Origin of the sequence: Mesorhizobium sp. M0047, assembly GCF_040323315.1 — a bacterium.
GTDB lineage: Bacteria > Pseudomonadota > Alphaproteobacteria > Rhizobiales > Rhizobiaceae > Mesorhizobium.
Map to the genome: position 1 here is coordinate 87,426 of NZ_JAMYUW010000015.1, position 26,518 is coordinate 113,943.

A 26,518-nucleotide genomic window follows, 5' to 3' on the forward strand; every position below is an offset into this window, starting at 1 on the left:
AAACCGACGGTTAGCTGCCGTTCTTCACTTCACCCCGTGACATAAGATGTGCGGGATTAGTATCCTGCGTGGCCTTTGCCGCCGTGCGCGGCGATGAACATGGCGACGGCCGACCGGCAATAGGATTCGATTTCGTTGTCGTCCTCTGCTCTCGCCTGATCGAAGCGTGCGATAATCAGGAGATCGGACCCTTTGAAAAGCGCGGCAAACAAGCGGGCGGACCGGAGAGGATCGGGCACGTTCAGAACCGCCTTCGCGTGCAACCGGCGCAACAGGGCCTCGATTTGGGCGATGACATGGGCGGGGCCGGCTTCGTAATGGACCTTGCTTAACGAATTTTGATTCGTCTTGTCGGCCATGATCATGGCTTCGACACTGCGGACGTCCGGGCTCAACAGCGTGCGAAGCAGCGATGATCCCACCGCCATGAGCTGATCTTCGGCCGAACCGTCGACGCCTTCAACAAGGGCCTGTGGTGCAAACTGACGGCAGCGGGCCGCGATGGCCGCGCTGAACAGCGCCTCCTTGTTCTCGAAGTGCCGATAGATGCTGAGCTTGGATATCTTCGCTCGCTGGGCGACCTTGTCCAATGTCGTCGCATGAAAACCCAGTTCCTCAAAGAGTTCGTACGCGGCGTCGACTATCGTTTGGCCAAGCGCCTCGTTGGCCGGCCGGCCGCGCCGGCCCTGGCTGTTTACGGTCACGACAATTCCAGTCCTTGACAGTATCCTAATTCGTGCATTACGATACCACGTAGTATCTGAAATGTGCAAGCCAACGGGTCGGTTTCAACTTGTCCTCCAAATCAAGTTTCCCCGGGCCGCCCGGCGATATCGAATGCGGCATTGTCCGGCCGGTCAACACAGTGATGGGCGACATTCTCGTCGATGCCGAAGCCCTGCTCGCTGACCGTCTCGAGCGCGTATCGGTGGACGATATTTCGCGCCCGGCCCAGCCCAACCCCCTCCATCCACAACACGGAGCCCATCATGGATGACGTCATCATCATCGGCGGCAGCTTTGCCGGTCTCGCCGGCGCCCTGCAGCTCGGCCGTGCCCGCCGCAAGGTCACCGTTCTCGATACCGGCCTGCCGCGCAACCGCTTTGCCGGCCACTCGCATGGCCTGCTCGGCCACGACCACAAGCCACCGCTGGACATCCTGGCCGAGGCGCGGCAGCAACTGGCGCGCTATCCCACGATCAGGCTGGTCAATGCCCGGGCCGACAGCATCTCTGGCGCCATCGACGATTTCTCCGTCCTCACTGGCGACGGCGAAAGCCTTGCGGCGCGCCGGCTGATCCTGAGCTATGGCGTCGTCGACCAGATGCCTGATGTTCCGGGCTTTGCCGAAGGCTGGGGCACGTCCATCGTGCCCTGTCCCTATTGCGACGGCTTTGAAGTCGCCGGCCAGCATTGGGGCCTCGTCTGGTCCGGCCGGCAGTCGCACAATTATGTCAGGCTGTACCACGACTGGACCGACACGTTGACGCTCTTCGCCGATGGTCACGACATTCCGCCCGATATTCGGGCCGATCTGGGGCACCGCAATATACCTGTCGTCGATGGCCGGATCACCGGAATCGCCCATCACGGGGGCCATCACGCCACCGTCGAGCTCGATACCGGCCCCAATGTCGCAGTCGACATCCTGTTCGCGCATCCGCGCAACAAGCCGTCCGCAAGCCTGCATGAATCACTGGGCCTCGCCACGGTCGATTCGCCCCTCGGCATTGCCCTCAAGGTCGACGAGCGCCGCGAAACCAGCATGCCCGGCATCTACGCCGCCGGCGACCTCGCCAACCCCCTCATGGCCTCGGTCACCACGGCATCATCGCACGGCGCGATGGCGGGCATCTTCTCCCAGCAGTCGATGCTGGTTTGAGAGCACAGGTTCCCTTCTCCGGTTGCCGCGGGCCGTCGCGGAAAACCTCCTTTTGGGGGAGAGCGCCTACGCCAGCAGATCAGCGGTGGTGCGATAGAGGCCCGTGGCAAGAAGATCGTCGGCGCAACCGCATCTGTTAGACTTGGCATGGCGCGTGAGGACGACCGTGACGTAGGCGACGTTAGCGACGGGGCGCTCTATTCGCGGAGAGCTGCTTCGAGCGACTTGAGCGGATACATCTGTATGGCGAAAAGTACATTGGCGAATTAGGGGACGCTGAGCTTAGATGTTAGCGGCCGTCACGACTGCTATCTGAACGTGCCTTTGATTGGATGATCATCTGCGTTGGCGGTCGAACTCGGTACATTCCGAGTGACTGGGTTTTGATCTCAGCGACAGCGGTCATCCGCTTCAAAGGAAAACACACCGCTCGGTTTCGTCGCGACACCCTTCGCGTCGCCGAAATCCGGCACCTGGTGCTCGGCGAGCAATCGCAGCCGTGACAGCGGCAGATCGGTGCGACGGGGATCGCCGACCAGAACCTCGATGCCGGCGGCCAGGCAGCGGTCGAGGAATGGGGTAACGCGTAAGGCAACCTCATGGCCGTAAAAAACATCGCCTGCGAGCACAAGGTCGACGGCCGGTGGCGGGCCAGTGGTGATATCCTTGTCGACAACGGTGATCGTGACGCCGTTGGCGGCGGCATTGAGGCCGATCGCTGCAACGCCGTTACGGTCTATCTCGGCCGCAAGCACCGCGCGGGCGCCAGCCTTGGCGGCGGCGATACCGACGAGGCCTGAACCGGCGCCGAGGTCGAGCACACGCCGCCCGATTACCGTCTGCGGTCGCTCGAATATGAAGCGGGCAAGCACCGCGCCGCCGGCCCAGGCATAGGCCCAGTAGGGCGGCTGCGGTTCGGTCCCGTCCTCGTCGGCCTCGATGCTGTCTTCCGGCTCGACGTCATCGTCACGCCACTCGATCAGCCGCCTGAGACCACTTGCCGGATGGGCCGTGTAGAGCAGGATTTGGGGAAGTGCCGGAACAGGCACAAGGCGCATATTCGCCTTGATGAACGTAGCCGCGTCGGGACGTCGGCCATCGTCCGCGAACCCTCGATTGCCAGGGCCATCCTTCAAATCGCGTTTATTCCCGCAGCGCTCGGCGCAGGATCTTGCCGACCGGTGTCTTCGGCAGTTCGGTCCTGAACTCGATGTATCTGGGCCGTTTGTAGCCGGTCAGGTTCTCGCGGCAATACGCGGTGAGCGTCTCTGCGGTCAGCGCCGGATCTTTCTTGACCACGAACAGTTTCGGCACCTCGCCCGAATGCTCGTCCGGCACGCCGATCGCCGCCACTTCGAGCACTCCCGGATGCATCGCCACGACTTCCTCGAGCTCGTTCGGATAGACGTTGAAGCCCGAGACCAGGATCATGTCCTTCTTGCGGTCGACGATCTTGGTGTAGCCGCGCTCGTCCATGAAGCCCATGTCGCCGGATTTGAAGTAGCCGTCCTTGGTCATCACCTTGGCGGTCTCATCGGGCCGGTTCCAGTAGCCCGCCATCACCTGCGGTCCCCGGATGCAGATTTCACCGACCTCGCCGAGCGGCAGGTTGTTGCCGTCGTCGTCGCGGACGGCGATCTCGGTAGAAGGCAGCGGCAGGCCGATCGTGCCGGTGAAGTCGCCGGCCGTGAACTTGTTGGCCGTGGCCACCGGCGAGGTTTCCGAGAGGCCGTAGCCTTCGGTGACCGAACAACCGGTCAGCGCCTTCCAGCGTTCGGCGACGCCCTTCTGCACCGCCATGCCGCCGCCCAGCGTCAGGATCAGCGGCCTGAAGTCGAGCTTGCGGAAATCCTCATTGTTGAGCAGTGCGTTGAACAGCGTGTTGAGGCCCGGAAAGATGTGCACCGGGTATTTCTGGAGCTCCTTGACGAAGCCGGGAATGTCGCGCGGGTTGGGAATGAGCACATTGCGGGCGCCTTGCTGCATGCCCATCAGCGCGTTAACCGTCAGCGCGAAGATATGATAGAGCGGCAGCGCGCAGATGAAGTTGGGATGCGCCGGTTTCGGCTTGATCGTATAGGCGTCCTCCATCCATTGCGCGTTCTGCGCGACGTTGGCGAGCACGTTGCTGTGCAGCAGCGTGGCTCCCTTCGAGACACCCGTGGTGCCCCCCGTATATTGCAGGAAGGCAACATCATTGGCCGTCACCTTGGCCGGCTTGAAGGTCGCGCCGGCGCCGGCCTTCAAGGCCACATTGAACTTGACGTGACCGGGCAATGACCAGGCCGGCACCATCTTCTTCACCCGGCGCACGACGAAATTGACGATGCTACCCTTCAGTCCCCCGAGCATGTCGCCCATCGCGGCAACCACGACATGCTTGACCGCCGTCCTGGCGATCACCGCCTGCAAGGTGTTGGCGAAGTTCTCGAGGATGACGATGGCTTGCGCACCGGAGTCCTTGAGTTGATGTTCGAGCTCGCGCGGCGTGTAGAGCGGGTTGATGTTCACCACGACATAACCGGCGCGCAAGACGGCCATCATCGCCACCGGATATTGCAGCACGTTCGGCATCATCAGCGCGACGCGCGCGCCTTTCTGAAGACCCTTCGATTGTAGATAGGCGCCGAAGGCCGCCGACAGCCGCTCGACATCGGCGTAGCTGATGGACTTGTCCATGCAGGTGAAGGCGGGCTGCGCGGAAAATTGCTTGCAGGCGGCAACCAGGAAATCGCCGATCGAACTATAGGGCAGGGGGCCGATTTCGGCCGCCACGTTTTTCGGATAGCTCTTGAGCCACGGCTTTTCCGGCAGTCCTGCGGCCAGCGCCGTCAGTGCATTCGGCAATCGCCTGGCGGCAGCCTCGGCAGGCTTCACTGCCGGCGAGGCCTTGGCCGCTGCAGCCTTCGCCACCGGCTTGGCAGCTGCCGGCTTTGCCGCGGGCACCGTCTTTCCGACAACAGTCTTTGTCGAGGCTTTCTTGATCGGGGCTTTGGTTGCCGGCTTTGGGCTTGCCTTCGCCGGCACGGGCGCCTTCGGCTTGGGCGCGGCGGCTTTGGCAGCGGGCACTTTCGGCGTGGACATGCCGCCGGCTGCTTTTGGAGCCGCCTTGGCTTCCGTCTTCGCCGGCGCCGTCTTCCTCGATGCTTTTGCCACCCGTTCCTCCCTCGACAATTCTTGTTCGATCGCGCTGCGCTCGCCCCTGAATTGACAGAGACGTCCTCCGCTGCCGCCGCTATACCACCTATGTATTGCCTCCATTGACGACCGTGCAAGTCTTGCCCCTGCGGCAAGGCGGCGAAAGATTTGCCGTCGAGAAATACTTCCTGCCGCGACCGTTGTCCTGCCGCACACCCGGCGGCTCGGAAGTGCGCGCGGCATCAATATCGTCAGATCGGCAATCAATAAAAAAATGCGGTCGTTAACAATCTCGTGATTGGAAAAAACTGCTAATTTTTTCTGCGTTTAAGCGAAATCGCGGATTTTTTTCCTGCTTCCCGCGGGGTAAGCAAACGGGGTGTTCCAAAGCCGGAAAAACGGTGCTTATATGCGCGCTTCGCGAGCCTGATAGAGGGGCTTGGAAGAACATCAGGGAGTGCTCAATGAAGAAGAAACTGACTTTTGCAGCCGCGTTGCTGGCTGCAAGCGTCCTGGGCGGCGTGGCCAACGCGAAAACTCTGGTCTATTGCGCGGAAGCTTCACCGGAGGGTTTCGACCCGGCGCCGTATACCGCCGGCCAAACCTTCGACGCATCCTCGCGCACCGTCTTCAACCGCCTTGTCGAATTCGATCACGGCAAGACGACGATCTCGCCGGGCCTGGCTGAAAGCTGGACGATCTCCGACGATGGCAAGGAATACGTCTTCAAGCTGCGCAAGGGCGTCAAGTTTGCCGCCACCGACTATTTCACTCCGACGCGCGACTTCAACGCCGACGACGTGGTGTTCTCCTTCCAACGTCAGGTCGACAAGAACGGCCCGTGGTTCCAATACATCCCGGGCATTGCCTACCAGTATTACAATGACCAATTCGGCGACAACATCACCAAGGTCGAGAAGGTTGACGACTTGACGGTAAAGTTCACCCTCAAGGAGCCGGCAATCACCTTCATTCCGACGCTGGGCATGGACTTCGCCTCGGTCGTCTCCAAGGAATATGCCGACAAGCTGCAGGCCGACAAGACCCCGGAACTGTTCAACCAGAAGCCGATCGGCACCGGCCCGTTCATCTTCGTCGACTACCAGACTGACGCAGCCATCCGCTACAAGGCCAACCCGGACTATTGGGGAGGCAAGCAGAAGATCGACGATCTGGTCTTCGCCATCACCACCGATCCGGCAGTGCGCGCGCAGAAGCTCAAGGCCGGCGAATGCAACATCATGTCATACCCGGCACCGGCCGATATCGCCGGCCTGAAGGCTGAACCAAGCCTGAAGGTCGACGAGCAGGAAGGCCTCAATGTCGGCGCGCTGATGTACAATACCCAGCAGAAGCCGTTCGACGACGTGCGCGTCCGCAAGGCGCTCAACATGGCCATCAACAAGAAGGCCATCATCGACGCCGTCTTCCAGGGTGCCGGCCAGGTGGCGATCAATCCGATCCCGCCGACCATGTGGTCGTACAACAAGCAAGTGAAGGACGATCCGTACGATCCGGAAGCGTCTAAGAAGCTGCTTAAAAAGGCAGGCGTCAAGGACCTCAAGATGAACGTCTGGGCCATGCCGGTGTCGCGCCCGTACATGCCGAACGCGCGCCGCACCGCTGAACTGATCCAGTCGGACTTCGCCAAGGTCGGCGTCACCGTCAACATCGTCAGCTACGATTGGGGTGAATACCTCAAGCGCGCTTCGGCTGTCGATCACGACGGCGCCGTCATCGTTGGCTGGACCGGCGACAATGGCGATCCGGACAACTTCCTCGGCGTGCTCCTGAGCTGCGCTTCCGTCGGTTCGAACAACCGCGCGGAATGGTGCAACAAGGACTTCGATGCGCTCATCAACAAGGCCAAGACCGTTTCGGATCAGGCCGAGCGCACCAAGCTCTACGAGAAGGCGCAGGTCATCTTCAAGGAACAGGCGCCCTGGGCGACACTCGCTCACTCCAAGGTGTTCATGCCGATGCAGAAGACCGTCACCGGCTTTGCGATGGATCCGCTCGGCATCCATCGCTTCGACGGCGTCGATATCGCCGAATAAGGTTCGCGAAACGGGGGCGTCACCGCATGGTGACGCCCCCACTCGCCCGCCATGCTGCGTTATATCCTCGGCAAGCTCGCCCTCATCATCCCGACCTTCATCGGGATAACCATCCTCGCCTTTGGCTTCGTGCGCATCCTGCCCGGTGATCCGGTGCTGGTGCTTGCGGGCGAACGCGGCCTGTCGCCCGAACGCCACGCGGCGCTGATGCACCAGTTCGGCTTCGATCTGCCGATATGGCAACAGTACCTGACCTATTTGACCAACATCCTGAGCGGCGATTTCGGCACCTCGTTTTCGACCAAGACGCCGGTGCTGAGGGATTTCCTGATGCGCTTCCCGGCAACGGTCGAGCTCGCCATCTTCGCCATGATCTTTGCCGTTATCCTGGGCGTCGCCGCCGGCATCTTCGCCGCCATCCGCCGCGGCTCCTGGTTCGATCAGCTGACCATGGGCACGGCGCTGGCAGGCTATTCCATGCCGATCTTCTGGTGGGGTCTGCTGCTGATCATCGTGTTTTCCGGCACGCTGCACTGGACGCCGGTTTCCGGCCGCATCGACCTTCTCTATTTCTTCAAGCCGGTGACCGGCTTCATGACCATCGATTCCCTGATCTCGGGGCAGAAGGGCGCCTTCCGCTCGGCGCTGTCGCACCTCATCCTTCCAACCGTCGTGCTCGGCACCATCCCGTTGGCGGTCATCGCTAGGCAGACGCGATCGGCGATGCTTGAAGTGCTCGGCGAGGACTATGTGCGCACCGCGCGTGCCAAGGGCCTGGCGCCGCGCCGAGTCATCGGTTTGCATGCCTTTCGCAACGCGCTGATCCCGGTCGTCACCACCATCGGCCTGCAGGTCGGAACGCTTTTGACCGGCGCCATCCTGACCGAGAGCATCTTCTCTTGGCCCGGCATTGGCAAATGGATGATCGACGCTATTTCCAAGCGGGACTATTTCACCGTACAGGGCGGCTTGCTCTTGATCGCGCTGATCGTCATGTCGGTGAACCTCATCGTCGACGTGCTCTACGCCGTCATCAACCCACGTATCCGGGCCAACTGACATGAGCAACGAAGGCCCAGCCACCATTGAAGCCGTGACCGTCGTCAAGCCGCAAGACGCCAGGCTGCAGATGCTCGGCGAGTTCTGGCACTACTTCTCCGTCAACAAGGGCGCGGTGATCGGGCTCTTCGTCTTTGCGCTGCTGATCCTGATCGCCATCTTCGCGCCGCTGCTGGCGCCGCATTCGCCCGACGACCAGTTCCGCGACTTCTTCCTGACGCCGCCGGCCTGGCAGGAGGGCGGTAACGCGCAGTTCCTGCTCGGCACCGACGCCGTCGGCCGCGATATGCTGTCGCGGCTGATCTACGGCTCGCGCTTTTCGCTCGCCATTGGCTTCGTCGTCGTCACGTCAGCGCTGATCTCGGGCGTTATCCTCGGCCTGCTCGCCGGCTACTGCCGCGGCTGGGTAGACACGCTGATCATGCGCATCATGGATATCATCCTGGCCTTCCCGTCGCTGCTCTTGGCCCTGGTGCTGGTTGCGGTGCTCGGGCCTGGCCTTGTCAACGCCATGATCGCCATCGCCTTTGTGCTTCAGCCGCATTTCGCCCGGCTGACCCGCGCCGCCGTGATGGCCGAGAAGAATCGCGAATACGTCATCTCGGCCAAGGTCGCCGGCGCCAGCCATCTCAGGCTGATGCTGGTCACCATCCTGCCCAACTGCATCGCGCCGTTGATCGTGCAGGCGACGCTGTCCTTCTCCAACGCCATTCTCGAGGCCGCCGCCCTCGGCTTCCTTGGCATGGGCGCGCAGCCGCCGACGCCTGAGTGGGGCACCATGCTGGCCGAGGCGCGCGAGTTCATCCTGCGCGCCTGGTGGGTGGTGACTTTCCCGGGCCTCGCCATCCTGATCACCGTCTTCGCCATCAACCTGATCGGCGACGGCCTGCGCGACGCGCTCGACCCCAAGCTGAAGAGGTCCTGAGCATGTCTCTGCTCGAGATCAAGAACCTTACTGTTTCCTTCGACACGGCGGCCGGACCGTTCATGGCCGTGCAAGGCATCGATCTCGCGATCGAGCCGCGCGAAGTGCTGGCGATCGTCGGTGAGTCCGGCTCCGGCAAGTCGGTGGCGATGCTGGCGGTAATGGGCCTGTTGCCCAACACGGCAACGGTCAAGGCCGACCGCATGGCCTTCGACGGCGTCGATCTTTTGGAGCTCAGTCCGTCCGAACGCCGCAAGATCGTCGGCAAGGACATTTCTATGATCTTCCAGGAGCCGATCGCCAGCCTCAACCCATGCTTCACGGTCGGCTTCCAGATCGAGGAGGTGCTGCGCTTCCACATGGGCATGGATCGCGCCCAGCGCCGGGCGCGTGCCATCGAACTGATGAAGCTGGTTGGCATCGCCGACCCGGAGGAGCGACTGAGCTCGTTCCCGCACCAGATGTCGGGCGGCCAGTGCCAGCGCGTCATGATCGCCATCGCCATCGCCTGCAACCCGAAACTGCTGATCGCCGATGAGCCAACCACGGCGCTCGACGTCACCATCCAGAAACAGATCCTCGATCTGCTGGTCTCGCTGCAGGCCAAATACGGCATGGGCCTGATCATGATCACCCACAATATGGGCGTGGTGGCCGAAACCGCCGACCGCGTCATCGTCCAGTACAAGGGCCGCAAAATGGAAGAGGCCGACGTGCTTTCGCTGTTCGAGTCGCCGAAGAGCAATTATACGCGGGCCCTGCTGTCGGCCTTGCCGGAGAACGCTGTCGGCGACCGGCTGCCGACCGTGTCCGACATGATGTTCGAGCCGGCGCCTTCGGCTGCGGGAGCCGCGTTATGAGCACGACCGTTCTCGAAGGCAAGAACATCGTCCGCGACTATCACATCGGCGGCGGCCTGTTCACCGGACCGCGCACCGTGCATGCCGTCAAGGGCGTCTCCTTCACGGTGGACAAGGGCAAGACGCTGGCCATCGTCGGCGAAAGCGGCTGCGGCAAGTCAACACTAGCCCGCATCATCACGCTGATCGATCCGGCGACAGCGGGCGAGCTGTTCATCGACGGCAATAAGGTCGATATCGCCAAACATGGCCTGTCAAAGGACATGCGCCGCAAGGTGCAGATCGTTTTCCAGAATCCCTACGGATCGCTCAATCCGCGCCAGAAGATCGGCGACGTGCTGGGCGAGCCGCTGCTGATCAACACCGACAAGCCGGCGGCCGAGCGTCGCGACCTGGCGATGAAGATGCTGAAGAAGGTCGGCCTCGGTCACGAGCACTACAACCGCTATCCGCACATGTTCTCGGGCGGCCAGCGCCAGCGCATCGCCATTGCCCGCGCGCTGATGCTGAACCCAAGCCTGCTGGTGCTGGACGAGCCGGTCTCGGCGCTCGATCTGTCGGTGCAGGCACAGGTGCTGAACCTGCTCGCCGACCTGCAGGACGAGTTCCAACTGACCTATGTCTTCATCAGCCATGATTTGTCCGTCGTGCGTTACATCGCCGACGACGTGATGGTGATGTATTTCGGTGAAGCCGTCGAATACGGCTCGCGCGACGAGGTCTTTTCCGACCCTAAGCACAGCTACACCAGGACCCTGTTCGCCGCGACCCCGCGCGCCGACGTCGCCTCGATCAAGGCAAGGCTGGCGAAGAAGAAGGCGGCTTAGCGCCTCTTCGTCATGCTAAGGTCTGCGGGACACCTCGCTCCTTGCTTCGCCCAGGGATGACGACGCTGGAGTAGCCGGCTCACGACAATTTGGCGATGATGGCGCGCAGCGCTTCGCCGAAGCGGTGGACTTCCTCAACCGTGTTGTAGTGGACCAGCGAAGCGCGGATGGCGCCGCTATCCATCGACAGGTTGAGGCGCCTCATTAGCCGTGGCGCGTACATGTGGCCGTCGCGGATGCCGATCTGCATCTCGGCCATTTCCTCGACGATCCGCTGCGGCGACAGTTTGCCGATATTGAAGCAGAAGGTCGGCACGCGCTCATTGATGCGCGCCTCGTCGGCTACGCCATAGATGGTCGCGCCGCAGTCCTTGAGCACTGCGAGCATCTCGCGTGCCAGCACCAGTTCATAGTCGCGGATGGCGCCCATGCCGGCAACGATGTTGTCGCGCCGCGACCGGTTGTTGGAGGGTGCCAGATTGCGGCCGATCAGTTCGAGATACTGTACGGCGGCATTCATGCCGGAGACGTTCTCGTAGATGAACGTGCCGGCCTCGACCTTGTAGGGCGGCTCGTCGGGGATGAAATCCTCGCGGAAGGTCGGCAGTCGCTTCAGCGTTTCGAAGCGGCCCCACAGGAAACCCATATGCGGCGAGAAATTCTTGTAGCCAGAGCAGACGAGGTAGTCGCAGTCCCAGGCCTGCACGTCGATCAACCCGTGCGGCCCGTAATGTACGCAGTCGAGGAAGACTTCGGCGCCGGCGGCGTGCGCGATCCCAGCCACTGAAGCGACATCGACGATCGAGCCGATCGAATGCGCGGTCACCGTGCAGGCGACCAGACGCGTGCGGTCGCAGACCAGCGGACGCAGGTCGTCGACATGCAGATTGCCGTCCTCGCGCATGCGCCACCATTTGAATTTCGCACCGGCCGATTCCAGCGCCAGCCATGTGGCGATGTTGGCGTCGTGATCCATGTCGGTGATGATGATCTCGTCACGCTCCCCGAGCATCTGGCCGATGCCGAGGCTGACCAAGCGAATGAACGAGGTGGCATTCATGCCGAAGCAGATTTCAGCCGGGTTGTAGGCATTGATCAGCAGCGCCACGCTCTCGCGTGCGTCCGCGACCGACTGGTCGACGGTCACGCTGCGGCCATAGCGGCCGCCGCGCTGCACGTTGTGCGAAACCAGATGGTTGGTCACAGCGTCGAGCACGCTCTGCGGGATCTGGGCGCCTGCCGCGTTGTCCATGAAGACGAAGTCGCCGGCCCGCTGCAAGGCTGGAAACATGGCGCGGATGGTGTCGACGGGGAACGTCATGGCGTTGGCATTGTCGGTCTGGTGCTTGTTCACGCGTAGGCTCCTGCGAAGGACTTGGGCGGGGTGGAATCAGCTGGCGAGGTCAGCGGGTCTTTCCGGTCTTGAAGCGGTCCTCAAGCAGGCTGACGAGGCGGACCATCGGCCAGAGGAAGATGAGATAGACAAGAGCCGCGCCGATCAGCGGCGAAGGGTTGGCATAGAGCGACTGCGCATTGGTCGCTTCCTTGAGCAGTTCAGGCAGTGCCACGGTGGAGGCGAGCGAGGTGTCCTTGAACATCGAGACGCAGTTGCTGGTCATTGGCGGGATGACGACGCGGATAGCTTGCGGCAGCACCACCTTGCGCAGGGTCAGCAGGAACGGCAGGCCAAGCGCCTGCGCCGCCTCGAACTGGCCATGCGGAATGCTTTCGATGCCGGAGCGGAACACCTCGGCCGAATAGGCCGACATGATGATGGCGAACGCCGTCACCGCCGAGGCCCAGGACGATAGGCGGATGCCGAGGAACGGCAGCGCATAGTAGATCAGGATCAGCACGACCAGCACCGGCAGGGCGCGGAAAATGTCGGTGTAGCCGACCGCAAGCCACCGCAGCGGCTTCGGCGCATAGAGCCGCAGCAGGCTGATCAAAAGGCCGATAGGGATGCCGATGCCGATGCTCAAGATGCCGAGCAGCAGCGTGTTCAGGAAGCCGCGCAGCAGCGCCGGCAGACTGGACATGATGACATCGGGGTTGAAGAAGGTGTCGAGCAGCGACATGGGAGCGTTCCCGAACCCCAGAGCAAAGAATGCTCGCGTTAAAATCAATCGGCCTCACCGAAGGCGAGGCGGTCTGCGACGGGAGCCGGCGTCAGAGCGTGAAATGAATCGTGCCGGCCTGGACAGCCGGCACGATGTCAATGCATTGCCGCTCAGGCCTTCGGCAGCGGCATTTCCTTCACGGTCGAAGAGTCGGCGGGCGCGTCGCTGCCGAACCACTTCTTGTGGATCGCGGCCAGGGTGCCGTCCTTCTTCATCGCGGTCAGCGCGTCGTTCAGCTTGCCGAGCAGCGGATGGTCCTTGGTCATCATCAGCCCGTACTGTTCGCCGGTCTTGATGCGCTCCTTGACGGTCAGATCCTTCATCTTGGTGAAGGAATACTGCATGCCCGGAATGTCGCTGACGGCGGCATCGACGCGGCCGGCGCTGAGGTCGAGCAGCAGGTTCTGCTGCGTGTCGTAACCTTTCACGTCGGTGAAGCCATCGGCTTCCTGATGCGCCTTGACCCAGGTCTCGCCGGTCGAGCCGGACAGCACACCGACGATCTTGCCCTTGAGGTCGGCTTCCATCTTGATCGCGCTATCGGTCTTGGTGGCGATGCCCATATCGGAATCATAATAGGGCTGGGTGAACGACTGCGACTTCAGCCGCTCCGCCGTAATGGTGATCGACGATATGGCGACGTCGATGCGCTTCGAAGTGGTGGCGGCGAACAGCGCCTGGAAGCCGAGATCGGCGATGTCGGTGGTCGTGCCGATGCGCTTGGCGGCTTCATTGACAATGTCGACTTCGAAGCCTTCGAAGGTGCCGCTCTCGTTCTTGTATTCGAAGGGCGGATTGGTCGGATAGGCCCCGACATTGAGCACGTCGGCGGCATAGGCGGTGGCGGGGCCGGCGGCGATCCCGATGGTGGCGGCGAGAAGAAGCAATTTGCGACGAGTGAAGCTCATTTGTGTTCCCTCTGTTGTTGATCGGGCGGGTTGCTCCCGCACGGTTTTTTGCCGCCCCGCTTCGGGCAGGGCGTCAATTCATGGCAGCGACCATGCGGTCGAGAGCGGTCACTATCCGGTCAAGTTCACGGCAGACGCACATGCGCAGGAAGGCCGTAGCGATGTTCTCGGTGTGCAGGTCGCGGATCTGGGCGCGCACACCGCCGAAGGCATAGCGTGCGCTGGACGATGACTGGGGCACTATGAACGACAAGGACTGAAACCCCTCCCACCACGATGGACTGGCAAGCAAGCCCCTCCGGCGCGGCAATAGCCATCGATTTTGGAATGCTTATCCAAAGTGCCGCGGTTTTCAAGGCGAAAGTTTTAAGCTTAAAAAGTTTGACCGGATTGTTGCCCGGCCGATACGCCCTTGGCCGAGCTCGTGTCGCGCCAGTTCGGCTACGCGTCGTAGAAAGAACCTTCGGACGCACCAGCCTCGCCATCGCGAGGCGAAGCTATTTCATGCTTGAAATATTGTTGCGGAGCCGTAGCGTGCGATCTCCGCCGGGAGGTCGCGACATGCACAAACCACATCCATTGCACAGCCCGAACAGGCTGAAGCTCGGCGTCTTTTCGACCAATGCGGATGGCGGGCTTGCCATAACCGACGTGCCGGAACGCTGGACGGCAAGCTGGCAGGACAATCTGACCGCGGCGCAGATCGCCGACCGCGCCGGCCTGGAATTCATGCTACCGATCGCGCGCTGGCGCGGTTTCGGCGGTCGCAACAAGGTGCGGGAATGGTCGTTCGAGACCTTCACCTGGGCGGCGGCGCTTGCCATGGCCACCGAACAGATCGGCCTGTTCATGACCGTCCATGTGCCGCTCGTGCATCCGGTCTACGCGGCCAAGGCGTTGGCGACGGTCGACCACATCAGCCAGGGCCGCGCAGGCTTGAACATCGTCTGTGGCTGGAACCCGAAGGAATTCGGCATGTTCGGCACGCCGCTGGTAGAGAAGGGTTATGACCAGGCAGCGGAATGGATCGAGATCCTCGAAAAGCTCTATGCCTCGGATGAGCCGCTCGACTATGAGGGCACGTATTACCGCCTCAAGGAAGCCGTCAGCCGGCCAGCCAGCCTGCAGCTTCCACGACCCTTGACCATGAACGCAGCTTTCGGCGGGCCCGGGCGGGATTTCGCCGCCGCCAGATGCGATTATCTATTCACGACCTTTTCCGAGATGAGCAATGCCGGCAAGCATGTCGCCGATATCAGCGAGCGGGCCGACAAGGCGGGCCGCGACGTCGGCGTCTACACCGTGGCGCATGTCGTCTGCCGCCCGACGATGGAAGAGGCGCGGGCCTATTACACGCGCTACGCGGTTGAGATGGCCGACCATGATGCGGTCGATGCCCATATGGCCGGCAAGAAGGAATTCTCGCAATCGCACGACCCGCATGCCTATGACCGCTACCGGCAGCGTTTCGCCGGCGGCGCGGGCACTTACCCGCTGATCGGTACCCCTGAAACGATCGCCGCCGACATGGTCGCCATTGCCGGGCACGGCTATCAGGGCATCGCGCTGTCCTTCGTCAATTACACGCAGGAGCTGCCCTATTTCTGCGATCACGTGCTGCCGATTTTAAAGCGGGCGGGCTATCGGGGGTAACGGTCCCGCCGTGACAGCCCGGCAAGAACAGGCGCTGGCGAGACTGGAGCTGCGGAATGAGATTTAGTCATCATTTCATTTGAGGCATTGCGACAATATCGTAGACGGACTGGAAAGCAGAAGTTAATACCTGCGGAAGAAGCTCTTGGCTGATTGGGAGTGGGTTGAGGCCGAGAAATGTTTCTTGCATCGCTAGACCGGTGGCATCCTATCCGGCTTTGTTTCTACGGATTTCTGGCTGCCACGGGCCTCGGGGCGCTCTACTGCATGGCTCCCTTTGGCGTTGATCCTCACCTTCGGATTTTCAAAGGTCTCTTGGCGATGTATGCAGCGTTTCTCTGCGCCATCGCCATATTCATCCAGAGCCTACGAAAGCAAGACGGCGCTATCTACAGCCAGTTGATTTCTCGGTTCCTGCGAATTCGTGGCTTCGATGGACAGAAAGCATTATCCTTCGAAAGATTCTGGCTTGCGACGACCGCCTGTTTCGTCGGATTGTCTTTGACAATCCCCCTGTAGGCCCTGTCCAAGACTTTGTTGAGTTGGTCCGAGCTTGGCTGGCGCGATGTAGTGGGCTCCACATCTGGCATGCTGGTTGGGCTTTTCTTCCTGTGCGACTTTCATTTCCTGCGACGGAGGTGGCTAGCCAATAGTTGAACGCCTTGCGCGAGCCACGTCTTCGTCGGCAATGGGTCGGACGCTGCCCTCCGCATTTGACCGAGGAATGCAGCGGAGCAGAATTTCCGCACCGCAGCAGCGCGTTGAAGTCGCGGCATGGATCCTGGGGTCTGCGCTGCGTCGCTTCGCTCCTTGCTCCGCCCCAGGATGACGAAGCGATGGGTGTTTAGCGCTAATTGCCAAAGCATGCGGTTCATTTCGGAATGGTCGTAATTTACTCCGGAATGACGGCGGTCGCCTGGATTTCCACCTTGGCGCGATCTTCGACCAGCGCCATCACCTGCATGGCGGCCATCGCCGGAAAGTGCCGGCCGATCACTTCGCGATAGACCTCGCCAATACCCTTGAGGCTGGCGAGGTATTCGGCCTTGTCGGTGAAATACCAGGTCATCGAGGTGATGTGCTGCGGTCCGGCGCCGGCCTCGGCCAGCACCGCTATGATGTTCTCGAGCGTCTGCCGAACCTGGCCGACAAAATCGTCGGTCTCGAACTGGCATTGCCCATTCCAGCCGACCTGTCCGCCAACGAAGACCAGCTGCCCGCGCGCTGCGACGCCATTGGCGTAGCCGACAGGTTTTGCCCAGCCTTCTGGCTGCAGAATCGTGTGCATTCAAAACCTCCCGGTATTCCAAAAACCAATTTTCAAAATCGAATGCCCGTCAAATCTCTGCCGTCAGTCCGCGCCCATCACTTGCCGCGCGATCACCACTTTCTGCACGTCGGAGGCACCCTCATAGATGCGCAGCGCGCGGATCTCGCGATACAGGCTTTCGACGATATGGCCTTTGCGGACACCGTCGCCGCCATGCAGCTGCACGGCCTTGTCGATCACCTCTTGCGCCTTGTCGGTGGCAAACAGCTTGGCCATCGCCGCCTCGCGCGTCACGCGGGGCGCACCCATGTCCTTGGTCCAGGCGGCGCGATAGACCAGCAGGGCGGCAGCATCGACGTCGAGCGCCATGTCGGCGATATGGCCCTGCACCATTTGCAGTTCGGCCATCGGCGCGCCGAACAGTTTGCGTTCGGCCACCCTTTTGATGCTTTCATGCAGCGCACGACGGGCAAAGCCGAGGGCTGCCGCACCGACAGTCGAGCGGAACACGTCGAGCACTGACATGGCGATGCGGAAGCCGTCGCCCGGTTTGCCGATCAGCGCCGAGGCGGGGAGGCGGACTCGGTCGAACGACAGCCGCGCCAGCGGATGCGGCGCAATCACTTCCAGCCGTTCGGCGATGCCAAGGCCCTTGGCGTCGCCAGGCACGAGGAAGGCGGAGAGCCCCTTGGCGCCCGGCGCCTCGCCGGTGCGGGCAAAGACGACATAGAGATCGGCGATGCCGCCATTGGAGATCCAGGTCTTTTCGCCGGACAGAACGTAACTGTCGCGGTCGCGCACCGCCGTCATTTCGGTGTTGGCGACATCCGATCCCGAACGCGGCTCCGACAGGGCGAAGGCGGAAATCGCCTTGCCGGCACGTGTCTTCGAAAGCCATTGCTGCTGTTGCGGCGTACCGAACAGGCTGAGCGCACCGGTGCCGAGCCCTTGCATGGCGAAGGCGAAGTCGGCGAGCCCGTCATGGCGCGCGAGCGTCTCGCGCGTAATGCACAGGGTGCGCACGTCGAGTGGTCCCGGATTGTCGGTGTCGATTGCCGTCGGCTTCAGCCAGCCGTCCCGGCCGAGGTTCGCCACCAGCTCGCGGCAGGCGGCATCGACATCATGGTGATCGACGGGGAGGTTTTTCGCGCACCATGTCTCCAGTTGGTCGGCCAGCGCGCGATGGTGGTCTTCGAAGAATGGCCAGGAGAGGAAGGAACGATCAGGCATGGATATTTCTTTCTCCGCCCCGTTCCCGCACACCCCCCTCTGTCCTGCCGGACATCTCCCCCGCAAGGGGGGAGATTGGCAACTTCAATCTTGCCGTCCATCCTGCAACGCCGGCGATCGGTGAAAGCGATGCGTTCAGCTGATCTCCCCCCTTGCGGGGGAGATGGCCGGCAGGCCAGAGGGGGGTGCCTGGGCGCGAACCGCTCATCCTCAATCCCCCTCGAACACCGGCTTTTCCTTGGCCACGAAAGCCTTGTAGGCGCGCTCGAAGTCGCGGGTCTGCATGCAGATCGCCTGCGCCTGCGCTTCCGCCTCGATCGCCTGGTCGAGGCCCATCGACCATTCCTGGTTGAGCTGCGTCTTGGTGATGCCGTGGGCGAAGGTCGGGCCGGAGACGATGCGCGCCGCCATGTCGAGCGCATCGGCCTCAAGCAAGGCGGCATCGACCAGCCGGTTGTAAAACCCCCAGCGCTCGCCTTCCGCCGCAGTCATGGTGCGGCCGGTGTAGAGCAGTTCGGCGGCGCGGCCCTGGCCGATGATGCGCGGCAGGATCGCGCAAGCGCCCATGTCGCAGCCGGCGAGGCCGACGCGGGTGAACAGGAACGCCGTCTTGGCTTCCGGCGTGGCGATGCGGATATCGGAACTCATCGCGATGATGGCGCCGGCGCCGACCGCGACGCCATCGACCGCCGCAATGATCGGCTTGCCGCAATTCAGCATCGCCTTGACGAAATCGCCGGTCATGCGGGTGAAGGCAAGAAGCTGCTTCATGTCCATCTTGACCAGCGGACCGATGATGTCGTGGACATCGCCCCCGGAGCAGAAATTGCCGCCATTGGAGAGGAACACGACGGCGTCGACGTCGTCGGCATAGACGAGGTCGCGGAACGTGTCGCGCAGCTCGGCATAGCTGTCGAAGGTCAGCGGGTTCTTGCGCTCCGGCCGATCGAGCCGGACCTTTGCGATCCTGCCCTCGACCTCCCACAGGAAATGCTTTGGCTTGCGGCCGGCCATCGCGGTCATTCGCGTCCCTCCCAGTTGCTGCGGAACGAGGTCAGCATGCCGGTCAGCCGGCGCGCGTCGTCCTCGCTGACCTTGCCCAGCAATTCGCCGATCCAGCCTTCATGCGCCGCGGCGATGGCGGCAAAGACCTGCGTGCCTTCCTCGGTCAGCCGCACCATCGATGTGCGGCGGTCGCCATTGCGCCTCGCACGCGCCACTAGTCCTTCCGAAACCAGCCGGTCGACGATGCCCGTGACATTGCCGTTGGAGACCAGCAGGAAGCGCGATAGGTCGCTCATAAGCATGCCTTCCGGCGCGCGGTAGAGCGCTGCCATCACGTCGAAGCGCGGCAGCGTTGTGTTGAACTCCTTCTTCAGCCGCTCGCGCAGCTCGGCCTCGATCGTGCGCGAGGCGCGCAGCAGCCTTATCCAGAGACGCAGCCGGTCCTTGCCGGGTCCTGACGGCGCGGGCAGGGGGCCGGCTACCATGTTTCGCCTCCTGAGATGGAAATCGCCTGTCCGGTGATCGATTGGGCGGCGTCGCCACACAGCCACAGCACGGCGGCGGCGACCTCTTGCGGCTGGATGAAGCGGCCTTGCGGATTGGTCGAGGCTAGGCCAGACCGCGCCTGTTCGACCGAACGGCCGGTCTTATCGATGATGCGCTGGATGGATTCCTCCAGCATTTCGGTCTCGACAAAGCCGGGGCACACGGCATTGACGGTGACACCGGACTTCGCCGTCTCGGCAGCCAGCGCCCGCATCAGGCCTATGACGCCATGCTTGGCGGCGACGTAGGGCGCGACATAGGCATAGCCTTTCAGCCCTGCCGTCGAGGCGATGAAGACGATCCGCCCGGCCTTGCGCGCGGCCATCCCGGCCAGCGCCGGCTTCACGGTCAGGAAGGCGCCGGTCAGATTGACGTCGAGTGTCCGCTGCCAGTCGTCGAGTGTGGTCTTGTGCGCCGTCGTGCTGCCGGCCATGCCGGCATTGGCGACGACGATGTCGAACGGCCCACGTGCAGCTTGTGCCGTTTCATAGAGCGAGACCATCGCCGCCTCATTGGTCACGTCGCCGGCGATGCCGAAGATGCGGTCGTTTTCCCCTGCCACCTTGGCAAGCTCCGCTTCCCGGCGGCCGCAAATGGTGACGTCGATGCCGGCACCCGCCAGCGCCAGCGCGATGGCCCGGCCGACGCCGGAGCCGCCGCCAGTGACCAGCGCATGCTTGCCCGCGATCATGCGCCAATCCTCGAGACTTGGCGCCACGTACCCCCTATCGATCGCAAACTCATGCGGTTTCCGCTGGGTCGAACGCAACATAGTCCCCCTCCCCCTTGTGGGGAGGGGCTGGGGGTACAGCGCCGACGTAGCAAGCGAAAAGCACTCATACTTTCAGCCCCGCCGCCGCATCACGCTCGGCCAGCCGGTAGATCTGATCGCGTCCCGGCAGATAAGGATCCGGCCATTTGACGCCACGGTCGCCAAGCGTGACAGCCGCATGCAGGGTCCAGTAGGGGTCGGCGAGATGCGGCCGTGCCAGCGCCACCAGATCTGCGCGGCCGGCCATCAGGATCGAGTTGACATGGTCCGGCTCGTAGATGTTACCGACCGCCATGGTGGCCATGCCGACCTCGTTTCGGATGCGGTCGGAAAACGGCGTCTGGAACATGCGGCCGTAGACAGGCTTTGCCAGTGCCGATGTCTGGCCGGCGGAGACGTCGCAGATGTCGATGCCGGCCTCATGCAGCAGCCGCGCGATCTCGACCGCGTCGGCCGGCGTTACGCCTTCGATGCCGACCCAGTCATTGGCCGAAATGCGCATCGAGATCGGCTTCTCCGCCGGCCAGGCGGCACGCACCGCACGGAAGATTTCCAGGGGATAGCGCATGCGGTTTTCCAGCGAACCGCCATAGGCATCCGTGCGCCTATTGGTGATCGGCGTGATGAAAGACGACAAGAGATAACCGTGCGCGGCGTGGATCTCGAGCATGTCGAAGCCGCAACGGTCGGCCATTTCGGCGGAGGCCACGAATTCGTCGCGCACTTTGTCCATGTCGGCGCGGTCCATCGCCTTCGGCACTTGGTTCTGCGGAGACCACGCCACGGCCGATGCCGCCATGACAGGCCAGTTGCCCGAGGTCAGCGGCACGTCGGTGCCCTCCCAGCCAAGCCGGGTCGAACCCTTGGCGCCGGAATGGCCGATCTGGGCGCAGATCTTGGCTTCGGTCTCAACGTGGACGAAATCGACCAGCCGCTTCCACGCCACCTCATGTTCGGGCGCATAGAAGCCGGGGCAGCCGGGCGTGATGCGGCCTTCAGGGCTGACGCAGGTCATTTCGATATAGATGAGGCCGGCGCCGCCCTTGGCCCGTTCGGCATAATGGGTGAAATGCCAAGCGGTCGGGCAGCCGTCGACGGCCTTGTACTGTGCCATCGGCGAGACGACGATGCGGTTCTGCAGCTTTAGATCGCGCAGCTTGAACGGCGCGAACATCGGCGCGCGGCGTATGCCGCCTGCGCCCGCCTGGCGCTGGAACCACTCCTCCGCGCCGCCCAGCCATTCGGCATCGCGCAGCCGCAAATTCTCGTGGCTGATGCGCTGCGAGCGGGTCAAAAGCGAATAGTTGAACTGCACCGGATCTAGGCCGAGATAGCGCTCGACCTCTTCGAACCATTCGAGCGAATTGCGCGCGGCCGATTGCAGCTTCAGCACCTCGGTGCGGCGGGCATCCTCATATCTGCGGAACGCAGCATCGAGGTCCGGCTCGGACTCGACATACTCGGCCAGCGCCGCCGCGCTTTCCAATGCGAGTTTAGTGCCCGAGCCGATCGAGAAATGCGCCGATGCCGCGGCATCGCCCATCAAAGCCAGGTTCTTGTAGGACCAGCGTTCGCACAGCACGCGAGGGAAATTGATCCAGGCCGAACCCCGGATATGGTTGGCATTAGTCATCAACGCGTGGCCGCCTAGATGCTTCGCAAAGATGCGCTCGCAGACGGCGATCGATTCCTGCTGCGACATCGCACCGAAGCCGAAGGCAGCCCAGGTCTGCTCGCTGCATTCGACGATGAACGTCGCGGTATCGCTGTCGAACTGGTAGGCGTGCGCCCACACCCAGCCATGCTCGGTCTTTTCGAAGATGAAGGTGAAGGCGTCGTCGAATTTCTGGTTGGTGCCGAGCCAGACGAACTTGCATTTGCGAGTGTCGATGTCGGGCTTGAAGATGTCGACGAAAGTGTTGCGCGCCCTGGAGTTCAACCCATCGGCGGCGACGACCAGATCATGCGTATCCATGTAAGGTCGGGGATCGGCAATGTCGGTCTCGAACAGGAGCTTGACGCCGAGTTCTCGGGCGCGGCGCTGCAACAGGATGAGCAGCCGCTTGCGGCCGATGCCGCAAAAGCCATGCCCGGTCGAAACCGTGCGCACGCCGTCATGAATGACGGCGATATCGTCCCAGTAAGCAAAGTGCTTCTTGATCCAGACGGCGCTGACCGGATCGTTTTTCGACAGATTGTCGAGCGTCTCGGCCGACAGCACGACGCCCCAGCCGAACGTGTCGTCGGCGCGGTTGCGCTCGAACACCGTCACCTCGTGCGCGGCGTCCCTGAGTTTCATCGAAATGGCAAAATAGAGGCCGGCTGGTCCACCGCCGAGAACCGCAACCTTCATGTCTGCGATCTCCTCTTCGCTTGCTGCTTTCAGTATCGCGCCGGCGGCAAATTATTTCAAGCTTAAAGTTTCATATCGAAATGATTCAACGTCGCACCTGTTTGGCGTGGTCGCGGAACATCCGCAAGCACGCATTGCCATCGCTTATCCGGTTCTTCGGGCTCCATAAGACCGTCTCGGCGCGCTTCTCGTAAGCCATGCCCGAGGGATAGCTGATCGCTTCCAGTTGCAGCCCCTACGGCGCCTGGAATGCGGCCCCCACGGCGCCTGGAAGGAGGGGATGGTCTGACCGGCGGTCGCATGTCCGAGGCTCGCTTTTCGGCGTGCGTGTGCATTCATGTCGCGGCCTTGGCGGCGGCAGGGATGTCCAGCCAACCCGGGTCGATTTCCGGCAGCGGAATGGCTGCGATGAGATCGCGCGTGTAGCTCTGCTGCGGATTGTCGAACAAGGCATCGGTGGCGCTCGCCTCGACGATCACGCCTTCGCGCATGACGATCACTTGCCGGCACAGCCGCCGAATGACCGACAGATCGTGGCTGATGAAGGCGACGGTCAGGCCCATCTCGGCCGCAAGCTTTTCCAGCAGGGTCAGGATCTGCGCCTGCGTCGACACGTCGAGGCCGGAGACGATCTCGTCGGCCAGCACGAATTTCGGCGACAGCGCCAAGGCGCGGGCAATGCCGACACGCTGGCGTTGGCCGCCCGACAGTTCATGGCGGTAGCGGCTGGCAAAGCTTTGCGGCAGGCCGACGCGCTGCAACGCCTCGGCGATGCGGGCCTTCAGATTGTCGCCAAGTCCGTTCTGCTTCAGCGGTGCCGCGATGATGGTGGCGATGGTGCGGCGCGGGTTGAGCGACGACATCGGGTCCTGGAAGATCATCTGCAGGTTGCGACGCAGTGGCCTGAGCTCCGCCTCCGGCAGATGCGTGATATCGCGGCCCTCGAAACTGATGCTGCCGGCGCTGGGCTCCAAGAGGCGCACCAGAGCACGGCCGAGCGTCGACTTGCCGGAACCGGATTCGCCGACGATGCCGGTCACAGACCCCTTGGGCAGGTCGAAATCCAGGCCTTTCAGGATCTGGGCCAGCGGCGCGCGGCCAAACAGCGGCTTGCGCGTCATATCGGGCAGCGCCACCTTCAGCCCGCGTACGGAAAACAGCGGCTCAGCCATGCGGGCGCCTCCAGGCCTGGTCGGCGGCCGCAATCTCGGCGGCAAGCCCGGCCAGTACCGCCTCATCCACGGGTTTCAGCGAAGCGTATGGGTCGGTGTAGCGCGGCGTCGCCGCCATCAGCGCCCGTGTGTAGGGATGCTGGGGTGCTGCGAAAAGGGCAGCCGTCTCGGCCTCTTCCACCACCTTGCCGGCATAGAGCACCGACACTTTCTGGCTGATCTTGGCGACGACGCCGAGATCGTGGGTGACGAACAGGATCGCCGTGCCGTGCTCGCGCTGCAACGCAGCGATCAGCCGCAGGATCTGCTTCTGCACGGTGACGTCGAGCGCCGTCGTCGGCTCGTCGGCGACGATCAGCCGGGGTTCGGCGGCGAAAGCAGCGGCGATCAGCACGCGCTGGCGCATGCCGCCGGAAAGCTCGTGCGGATAGCTTTTGAGCACACGGTCGGGGTCGCGGATCTGCACCTCGTCCAGCAACTGCCGGGTGCGCCGATCAGCCTTGTCGCCACCCCAGCCGAGGATGCGCACCAGCCGGTCGGTCATCTGCGGGCCGATGCGCCGTGACGGGTTGAGCGCGGTCAGCGGGTCCTGCGGGATCAGGGCGGTGCGGGCGCCGATCAGCGTGCGCCGCGGCTTGGGCTGGAGCCGGCCGAGGTCTTCGCCCTCGAGCAGCATGTCGCCCTCGACGATGCGCACGCTCGGCGGCAGCACGCCGAGCACCGCCTTGCCGATCATCGTCTTGCCGGCACCGCTCTCGCCGACCAGCGCGCGGACTTCGCCGGGCTGCACGGCAAGCGACACCGAGCGCAGCACGCGCTGGCCGTTGGGCAGCACCGCGCTCAGCTCCCTGATGTCGAGACAGGCGCTCATCGCAGCACCGGGTCGAAGCGCGTCTTCAGCGCCTCGCCGAACTGGCTGAACGATAGCACGGTCAGGATCAGCGTGATCAGCGGGAACACCAGCACCCACCAGGCCTGATGGATCGAAAGCCGTCCCTCGGCGATGATGCCGCCCCATGTCGGATCGTCGGTAGAGATCGACAGATTGACGAAGGACAGGATCGCCTCGACGATGACGGCAATGCCCATCTCCAGCGACAACAGTGCCACGATCGACGGCACCACATTGGGCAGCACCTCGCGCAGCATGATGCCGATGCGGCCATAGCCGGCAATGCGGGCATTCTCGACATAGTCCATGCGCGACTGGCCCATCGTCTCGGCGCGGATCACCCGGCAGAAGCGTGTCCAGTCGATGATGGCGATGGCGAGGATGACGGAACTCAGGCCAGTGCCGAGCACGGCCACCAGAAGGATGGCGAACAGCACCGGCGGAAACGCCATCCAGACATCGACGATGCGCGAGATGAAGCGGTCGGCCCAGCCGCCGAAATAGCCGGCAATCAGCCCGAGCGTCGAGCCGGCAAGGCACGCCGCTATGGCCGCGGCAAAAGCGACGATGAAGGCGATGCGGCCGCCGAAGATCAACCGCGACAGCAGATCGCGGCCGAGGCTGTCGGTGCCGAGCCAATAGCCGGGCTCGGCTCCATCGATCCAGAATGGCGGCAGACGCTGGAGCATCAGATCCTGCGCCAATGGATCCTGCGGTGCGACCAGCGGTGCGAAGATCGCCGCCAGCAATGCCAGCAGCAGCCAGCCGCCGGCCAGCCACAGCTTTGCGCCCGAGCCATGCCTTGAAATGCGGCTATCATCCATGGCGCAGCCTCGGATTGAGCAGGGCGTACATCATATCGACGCTGAGGTTGATCAGCACGAACAGCAACGCGAAGACCAGCACGATGCCCTGGATCAGCGGCAGGTCACGGTTGATGACCGCGTCGATCGCCATGTTGCCGAGGCCTTCATAGGAAAACAGCCGCTCGACGATGACCGTGCCGCCGATGAGGAAGGTGAACTGCACGCCGACCAGCGTCAGCGTCGGCAAAGCGGCGTTCTTCAGCGCCTCGCGCAGGATGACTTGCGTTTCCGAGAATCCCTTCACGCGCGCCAGCACGACATAGTCGAGGTCGAGCACTTCCTTCAGCGACTGTTTCAACAGCTGCGAGATGATTGCGGCGAGCGGCAGCGCCAAAGCCACGGCCGGCATGAGCATGTGCTTCAAGAGATCCCAGGTGAGGTCGAGGCGCAGCCGAAGCAGGCTCTCGAACAGATAGAACTGGGTGACGAAGGGCAGGTCGAGTTGTGGCGATACCCGGCCGGAAATATCGAAGATCGGCACCAGAACGCCGAACAACAGGATCAGCACCAGGCCCCACAGGAAATCGGGAATCGAAAGCGCCGCGCCGCTGGCGACGTCGATGCCGGCTTCGACCGCGGTGCCGCGCTCGCGTGCGCCGAGGATCGCCGTCGTGCCGCCGAGTGCCACCGCCATAAGGAGCGCAACGATGGCGAGCTCCAGCGTCGCCGGCAGCCGGTTGAAGACGAGGCCGAGCACGTCTTGCCGCAGCGAAATCGAAGTGCCGAAGTCGCCCCTGACGACGCCGGACAGCCAGATGAAGAACTGCTGCACGATGGTCTTGTCGAGGCCGTAGAGCGCGCGCAGCCGGGCAATGTCTGCATCTGTCGCGCCGGGCGGCACCATCATGGCGATCGGATCGCCGGGCGCTACGCGGATCACGATGAAGACGACGACGGCCACGCCGAACAGCGTGATCAGCATCGTCAGGAGACGGATCAGGAATCTTTGCAGGAGCATCTAAATCCTTGCAGGAGCCCGCTG

Annotated in this window: 25 protein-coding genes and 1 pseudogene; 7 read left to right on the forward strand and 19 right to left on the reverse strand. The window is 62.8% G+C overall.

Going from position 1 to position 26,518, the window contains the following annotated elements:
• Positions 1–56 precede the first annotated feature (56 nt).
• Together NKJ89_RS16835 and NKJ89_RS16840 are read right to left on the reverse strand one after the other, a co-directional pair.
• Positions 57–704 (reverse strand): TetR/AcrR family transcriptional regulator, encoded by a 648-nt coding sequence (locus NKJ89_RS16835; protein ID WP_352604047.1) that lies wholly within the window; start codon positions 702–704, stop codon positions 57–59.
• Positions 705–805: 101 nt separating this feature from the next.
• Complete coding sequence (locus NKJ89_RS16840) at positions 806–991, reverse strand: hypothetical protein (protein WP_032907120.1); 186 nt, start codon at positions 989–991, stop codon at positions 806–808.
• Between NKJ89_RS16840 and NKJ89_RS16845 the strand changes: the two genes are divergently transcribed.
• Positions 990–1,883, forward strand: coding sequence for an NAD(P)/FAD-dependent oxidoreductase (locus NKJ89_RS16845; RefSeq protein WP_023758206.1), 894 nt, complete (start codon positions 990–992; stop codon positions 1,881–1,883). The genes NKJ89_RS16840 and NKJ89_RS16845 overlap by 2 nt on opposite strands.
• Before the next feature lie 389 nt (positions 1,884–2,272).
• On the opposite strand, the gene NKJ89_RS16850 is transcribed toward NKJ89_RS16845, so the two are convergent.
• A complete protein-coding gene (locus NKJ89_RS16850) occupies positions 2,273–2,941 on the reverse strand; it encodes a class I SAM-dependent methyltransferase (RefSeq protein WP_352604048.1) in 669 nt (222 codons plus the stop codon).
• A gap of 85 nt (positions 2,942–3,026) precedes the next feature.
• Positions 3,027–5,039, reverse strand: coding sequence for a long-chain fatty acid--CoA ligase (locus tag NKJ89_RS16855; protein WP_352604050.1), 2,013 nt, complete (start codon positions 5,037–5,039; stop codon positions 3,027–3,029).
• Between the two features lie 446 nt (positions 5,040–5,485).
• Between NKJ89_RS16855 and NKJ89_RS16860 the strand changes: the two genes are divergently transcribed.
• From NKJ89_RS16860 to NKJ89_RS16880, 5 genes are all read left to right on the forward strand, one after another.
• On the forward strand, positions 5,486–7,078 hold the full coding sequence (locus tag NKJ89_RS16860; protein WP_352604051.1) for an ABC transporter substrate-binding protein: 1,593 nt from the start codon (positions 5,486–5,488) through the stop codon (positions 7,076–7,078).
• Positions 7,079–7,129: 51 nt separating this feature from the next.
• The gene (locus tag NKJ89_RS16865; protein ID WP_023758202.1) at positions 7,130–8,137 is read left to right on the forward strand and encodes an ABC transporter permease subunit; all 1,008 of its coding nucleotides are present in this window, start codon (positions 7,130–7,132) and stop codon (positions 8,135–8,137) included.
• Between the two features lie 70 nt (positions 8,138–8,207).
• Positions 8,208–9,062: an ABC transporter permease subunit gene (locus tag NKJ89_RS16870; RefSeq protein WP_198032195.1), complete on the forward strand. Its 855-nt coding sequence runs from the start codon at positions 8,208–8,210 to the stop codon at positions 9,060–9,062.
• 2 nt (positions 9,063–9,064) lie between these two features.
• Positions 9,065–9,922: an ABC transporter ATP-binding protein gene (locus tag NKJ89_RS16875; protein WP_023758200.1), complete on the forward strand. Its 858-nt coding sequence runs from the start codon at positions 9,065–9,067 to the stop codon at positions 9,920–9,922.
• Positions 9,919–10,749: a dipeptide ABC transporter ATP-binding protein gene (locus NKJ89_RS16880; RefSeq protein WP_023758199.1), complete on the forward strand. Its 831-nt coding sequence runs from the start codon at positions 9,919–9,921 to the stop codon at positions 10,747–10,749. The genes NKJ89_RS16875 and NKJ89_RS16880 overlap by 4 nt, the downstream gene beginning before the upstream one ends.
• Before the next feature lie 79 nt (positions 10,750–10,828).
• Here NKJ89_RS16880 and NKJ89_RS16885 read toward each other — a convergent pair whose 3' ends face one another.
• From NKJ89_RS16885 to NKJ89_RS16900, 4 genes are all read right to left on the reverse strand, one after another.
• The gene (locus tag NKJ89_RS16885) at positions 10,829–12,103 is read right to left on the reverse strand and encodes a cysteine desulfurase-like protein (protein WP_023758198.1); all 1,275 of its coding nucleotides are present in this window, start codon (positions 12,101–12,103) and stop codon (positions 10,829–10,831) included.
• A 49-nt stretch (positions 12,104–12,152) separates the two neighbouring features.
• Positions 12,153–12,827, reverse strand: a complete 675-nt coding sequence (locus tag NKJ89_RS16890; protein ID WP_023758197.1) for an amino acid ABC transporter permease — start codon at positions 12,825–12,827, stop codon at positions 12,153–12,155.
• A gap of 152 nt (positions 12,828–12,979) precedes the next feature.
• Positions 12,980–13,777, reverse strand: coding sequence for an ABC transporter substrate-binding protein (locus NKJ89_RS16895; protein WP_352604052.1), 798 nt, complete (start codon positions 13,775–13,777; stop codon positions 12,980–12,982).
• Positions 13,778–13,850: 73 nt separating this feature from the next.
• The gene (locus NKJ89_RS16900; protein ID WP_352604054.1) at positions 13,851–14,030 is read right to left on the reverse strand and encodes a hypothetical protein; all 180 of its coding nucleotides are present in this window, start codon (positions 14,028–14,030) and stop codon (positions 13,851–13,853) included.
• Positions 14,031–14,338: 308 nt separating this feature from the next.
• Here NKJ89_RS16900 and NKJ89_RS16905 point away from each other — a divergent pair, with 308 nt between their 5' ends.
• The gene (locus tag NKJ89_RS16905) at positions 14,339–15,430 is read left to right on the forward strand and encodes an LLM class flavin-dependent oxidoreductase (protein ID WP_352604056.1); all 1,092 of its coding nucleotides are present in this window, start codon (positions 14,339–14,341) and stop codon (positions 15,428–15,430) included.
• Between the two features lie 892 nt (positions 15,431–16,322).
• Here the strand turns inward: NKJ89_RS16905 and NKJ89_RS16910 are convergent.
• From NKJ89_RS16910 to NKJ89_RS16955, 11 genes and pseudogenes are all read right to left on the reverse strand, one after another.
• Positions 16,323–16,718: a RidA family protein gene (locus NKJ89_RS16910; protein ID WP_352604058.1), complete on the reverse strand. Its 396-nt coding sequence runs from the start codon at positions 16,716–16,718 to the stop codon at positions 16,323–16,325.
• 63 nt (positions 16,719–16,781) lie between these two features.
• Positions 16,782–17,930: an acyl-CoA dehydrogenase family protein gene (locus NKJ89_RS16915; protein ID WP_352604060.1), complete on the reverse strand. Its 1,149-nt coding sequence runs from the start codon at positions 17,928–17,930 to the stop codon at positions 16,782–16,784.
• A 210-nt stretch (positions 17,931–18,140) separates the two neighbouring features.
• Positions 18,141–18,953, reverse strand: coding sequence for an enoyl-CoA hydratase family protein (locus NKJ89_RS16920; RefSeq protein ID WP_352604062.1), 813 nt, complete (start codon positions 18,951–18,953; stop codon positions 18,141–18,143).
• Positions 18,950–19,420, reverse strand: a complete 471-nt coding sequence (locus NKJ89_RS16925) for a MarR family winged helix-turn-helix transcriptional regulator (RefSeq protein WP_352604064.1) — start codon at positions 19,418–19,420, stop codon at positions 18,950–18,952. Before NKJ89_RS16925 ends, NKJ89_RS16920 begins: the two co-directional genes overlap by 4 nt.
• Positions 19,414–20,172, reverse strand: a complete 759-nt coding sequence (locus NKJ89_RS16930; protein ID WP_352604066.1) for an SDR family NAD(P)-dependent oxidoreductase — start codon at positions 20,170–20,172, stop codon at positions 19,414–19,416. The genes NKJ89_RS16925 and NKJ89_RS16930 overlap by 7 nt, the downstream gene beginning before the upstream one ends.
• A 145-nt stretch (positions 20,173–20,317) precedes the next feature.
• A complete protein-coding gene (locus NKJ89_RS16935) occupies positions 20,318–22,606 on the reverse strand; it encodes a bifunctional salicylyl-CoA 5-hydroxylase/oxidoreductase (RefSeq protein ID WP_352604068.1) in 2,289 nt (762 codons plus the stop codon).
• 85 nt (positions 22,607–22,691) lie between these two features.
• Positions 22,692–22,900: pseudogene (locus NKJ89_RS35760) on the reverse strand (hypothetical protein); the annotation flags it as partial.
• Positions 22,901–22,941: 41 nt separating this feature from the next.
• On the reverse strand, positions 22,942–23,778 hold the full coding sequence (locus NKJ89_RS16940; protein WP_352604070.1) for an ATP-binding cassette domain-containing protein: 837 nt from the start codon (positions 23,776–23,778) through the stop codon (positions 22,942–22,944).
• Positions 23,771–24,649 carry an ABC transporter ATP-binding protein gene (locus NKJ89_RS16945; RefSeq protein WP_352604072.1) on the reverse strand — a complete coding sequence of 293 codons (879 nt, stop codon included), beginning with the start codon at positions 24,647–24,649 and terminating at the stop codon, positions 23,771–23,773. The genes NKJ89_RS16940 and NKJ89_RS16945 overlap by 8 nt, the downstream gene beginning before the upstream one ends.
• Positions 24,646–25,494 carry an ABC transporter permease gene (locus NKJ89_RS16950; protein ID WP_352604073.1) on the reverse strand — a complete coding sequence of 283 codons (849 nt, stop codon included), beginning with the start codon at positions 25,492–25,494 and terminating at the stop codon, positions 24,646–24,648. Before NKJ89_RS16950 ends, NKJ89_RS16945 begins: the two co-directional genes overlap by 4 nt.
• Positions 25,487–26,494, reverse strand: coding sequence for an ABC transporter permease (locus NKJ89_RS16955; RefSeq protein WP_352604074.1), 1,008 nt, complete (start codon positions 26,492–26,494; stop codon positions 25,487–25,489). Before NKJ89_RS16955 ends, NKJ89_RS16950 begins: the two co-directional genes overlap by 8 nt.
• Between the last annotated feature and the right edge of the window lie 24 nt (positions 26,495–26,518).

Coding starts and splice junctions, on each gene's coding strand:
- NKJ89_RS16910 (WP_352604058.1), bottom strand. CDS start 16,718: ATGCACACGATTCTGCAGCCAGAAGGCTGGGCAAAACCTGTCGGCTAC.
- NKJ89_RS16920 (WP_352604062.1), bottom strand. CDS start 18,953: ATGACCGCGATGGCCGGCCGCAAGCCAAAGCATTTCCTGTGGGAGGTC.
- NKJ89_RS16860 (WP_352604051.1), top strand. CDS start 5,486: ATGAAGAAGAAACTGACTTTTGCAGCCGCGTTGCTGGCTGCAAGCGTC.
- NKJ89_RS16905 (WP_352604056.1), top strand. CDS start 14,339: ATGCACAAACCACATCCATTGCACAGCCCGAACAGGCTGAAGCTCGGC.
- NKJ89_RS16950 (WP_352604073.1), bottom strand. CDS start 25,494: ATGGATGATAGCCGCATTTCAAGGCATGGCTCGGGCGCAAAGCTGTGG.
- NKJ89_RS16850 (WP_352604048.1), bottom strand. CDS start 2,941: ATGCGCCTTGTGCCTGTTCCGGCACTTCCCCAAATCCTGCTCTACACG.
- NKJ89_RS16915 (WP_352604060.1), bottom strand. CDS start 17,930: ATGCCTGATCGTTCCTTCCTCTCCTGGCCATTCTTCGAAGACCACCAT.
- NKJ89_RS16870 (WP_198032195.1), top strand. CDS start 8,208: ATGCTCGGCGAGTTCTGGCACTACTTCTCCGTCAACAAGGGCGCGGTG.
- NKJ89_RS16955 (WP_352604074.1), bottom strand. CDS start 26,494: ATGCTCCTGCAAAGATTCCTGATCCGTCTCCTGACGATGCTGATCACG.
- NKJ89_RS16875 (WP_023758200.1), top strand. CDS start 9,065: ATGTCTCTGCTCGAGATCAAGAACCTTACTGTTTCCTTCGACACGGCG.
- NKJ89_RS16945 (WP_352604072.1), bottom strand. CDS start 24,649: ATGAGCGCCTGTCTCGACATCAGGGAGCTGAGCGCGGTGCTGCCCAAC.
- NKJ89_RS16895 (WP_352604052.1), bottom strand. CDS start 13,777: ATGAGCTTCACTCGTCGCAAATTGCTTCTTCTCGCCGCCACCATCGGG.
- NKJ89_RS16845 (WP_023758206.1), top strand. CDS start 990: ATGGATGACGTCATCATCATCGGCGGCAGCTTTGCCGGTCTCGCCGGC.
- NKJ89_RS16865 (WP_023758202.1), top strand. CDS start 7,130: ATGCTGCGTTATATCCTCGGCAAGCTCGCCCTCATCATCCCGACCTTC.
- NKJ89_RS16925 (WP_352604064.1), bottom strand. CDS start 19,420: ATGGTAGCCGGCCCCCTGCCCGCGCCGTCAGGACCCGGCAAGGACCGG.
- NKJ89_RS16890 (WP_023758197.1), bottom strand. CDS start 12,827: ATGTCGCTGCTCGACACCTTCTTCAACCCCGATGTCATCATGTCCAGT.
- NKJ89_RS16840 (WP_032907120.1), bottom strand. CDS start 991: ATGATGGGCTCCGTGTTGTGGATGGAGGGGGTTGGGCTGGGCCGGGCG.
- NKJ89_RS16940 (WP_352604070.1), bottom strand. CDS start 23,778: ATGGCTGAGCCGCTGTTTTCCGTACGCGGGCTGAAGGTGGCGCTGCCC.
- NKJ89_RS16935 (WP_352604068.1), bottom strand. CDS start 22,606: ATGAAGGTTGCGGTTCTCGGCGGTGGACCAGCCGGCCTCTATTTTGCC.
- NKJ89_RS16930 (WP_352604066.1), bottom strand. CDS start 20,172: ATGATCGCGGGCAAGCATGCGCTGGTCACTGGCGGCGGCTCCGGCGTC.
- NKJ89_RS16880 (WP_023758199.1), top strand. CDS start 9,919: ATGAGCACGACCGTTCTCGAAGGCAAGAACATCGTCCGCGACTATCAC.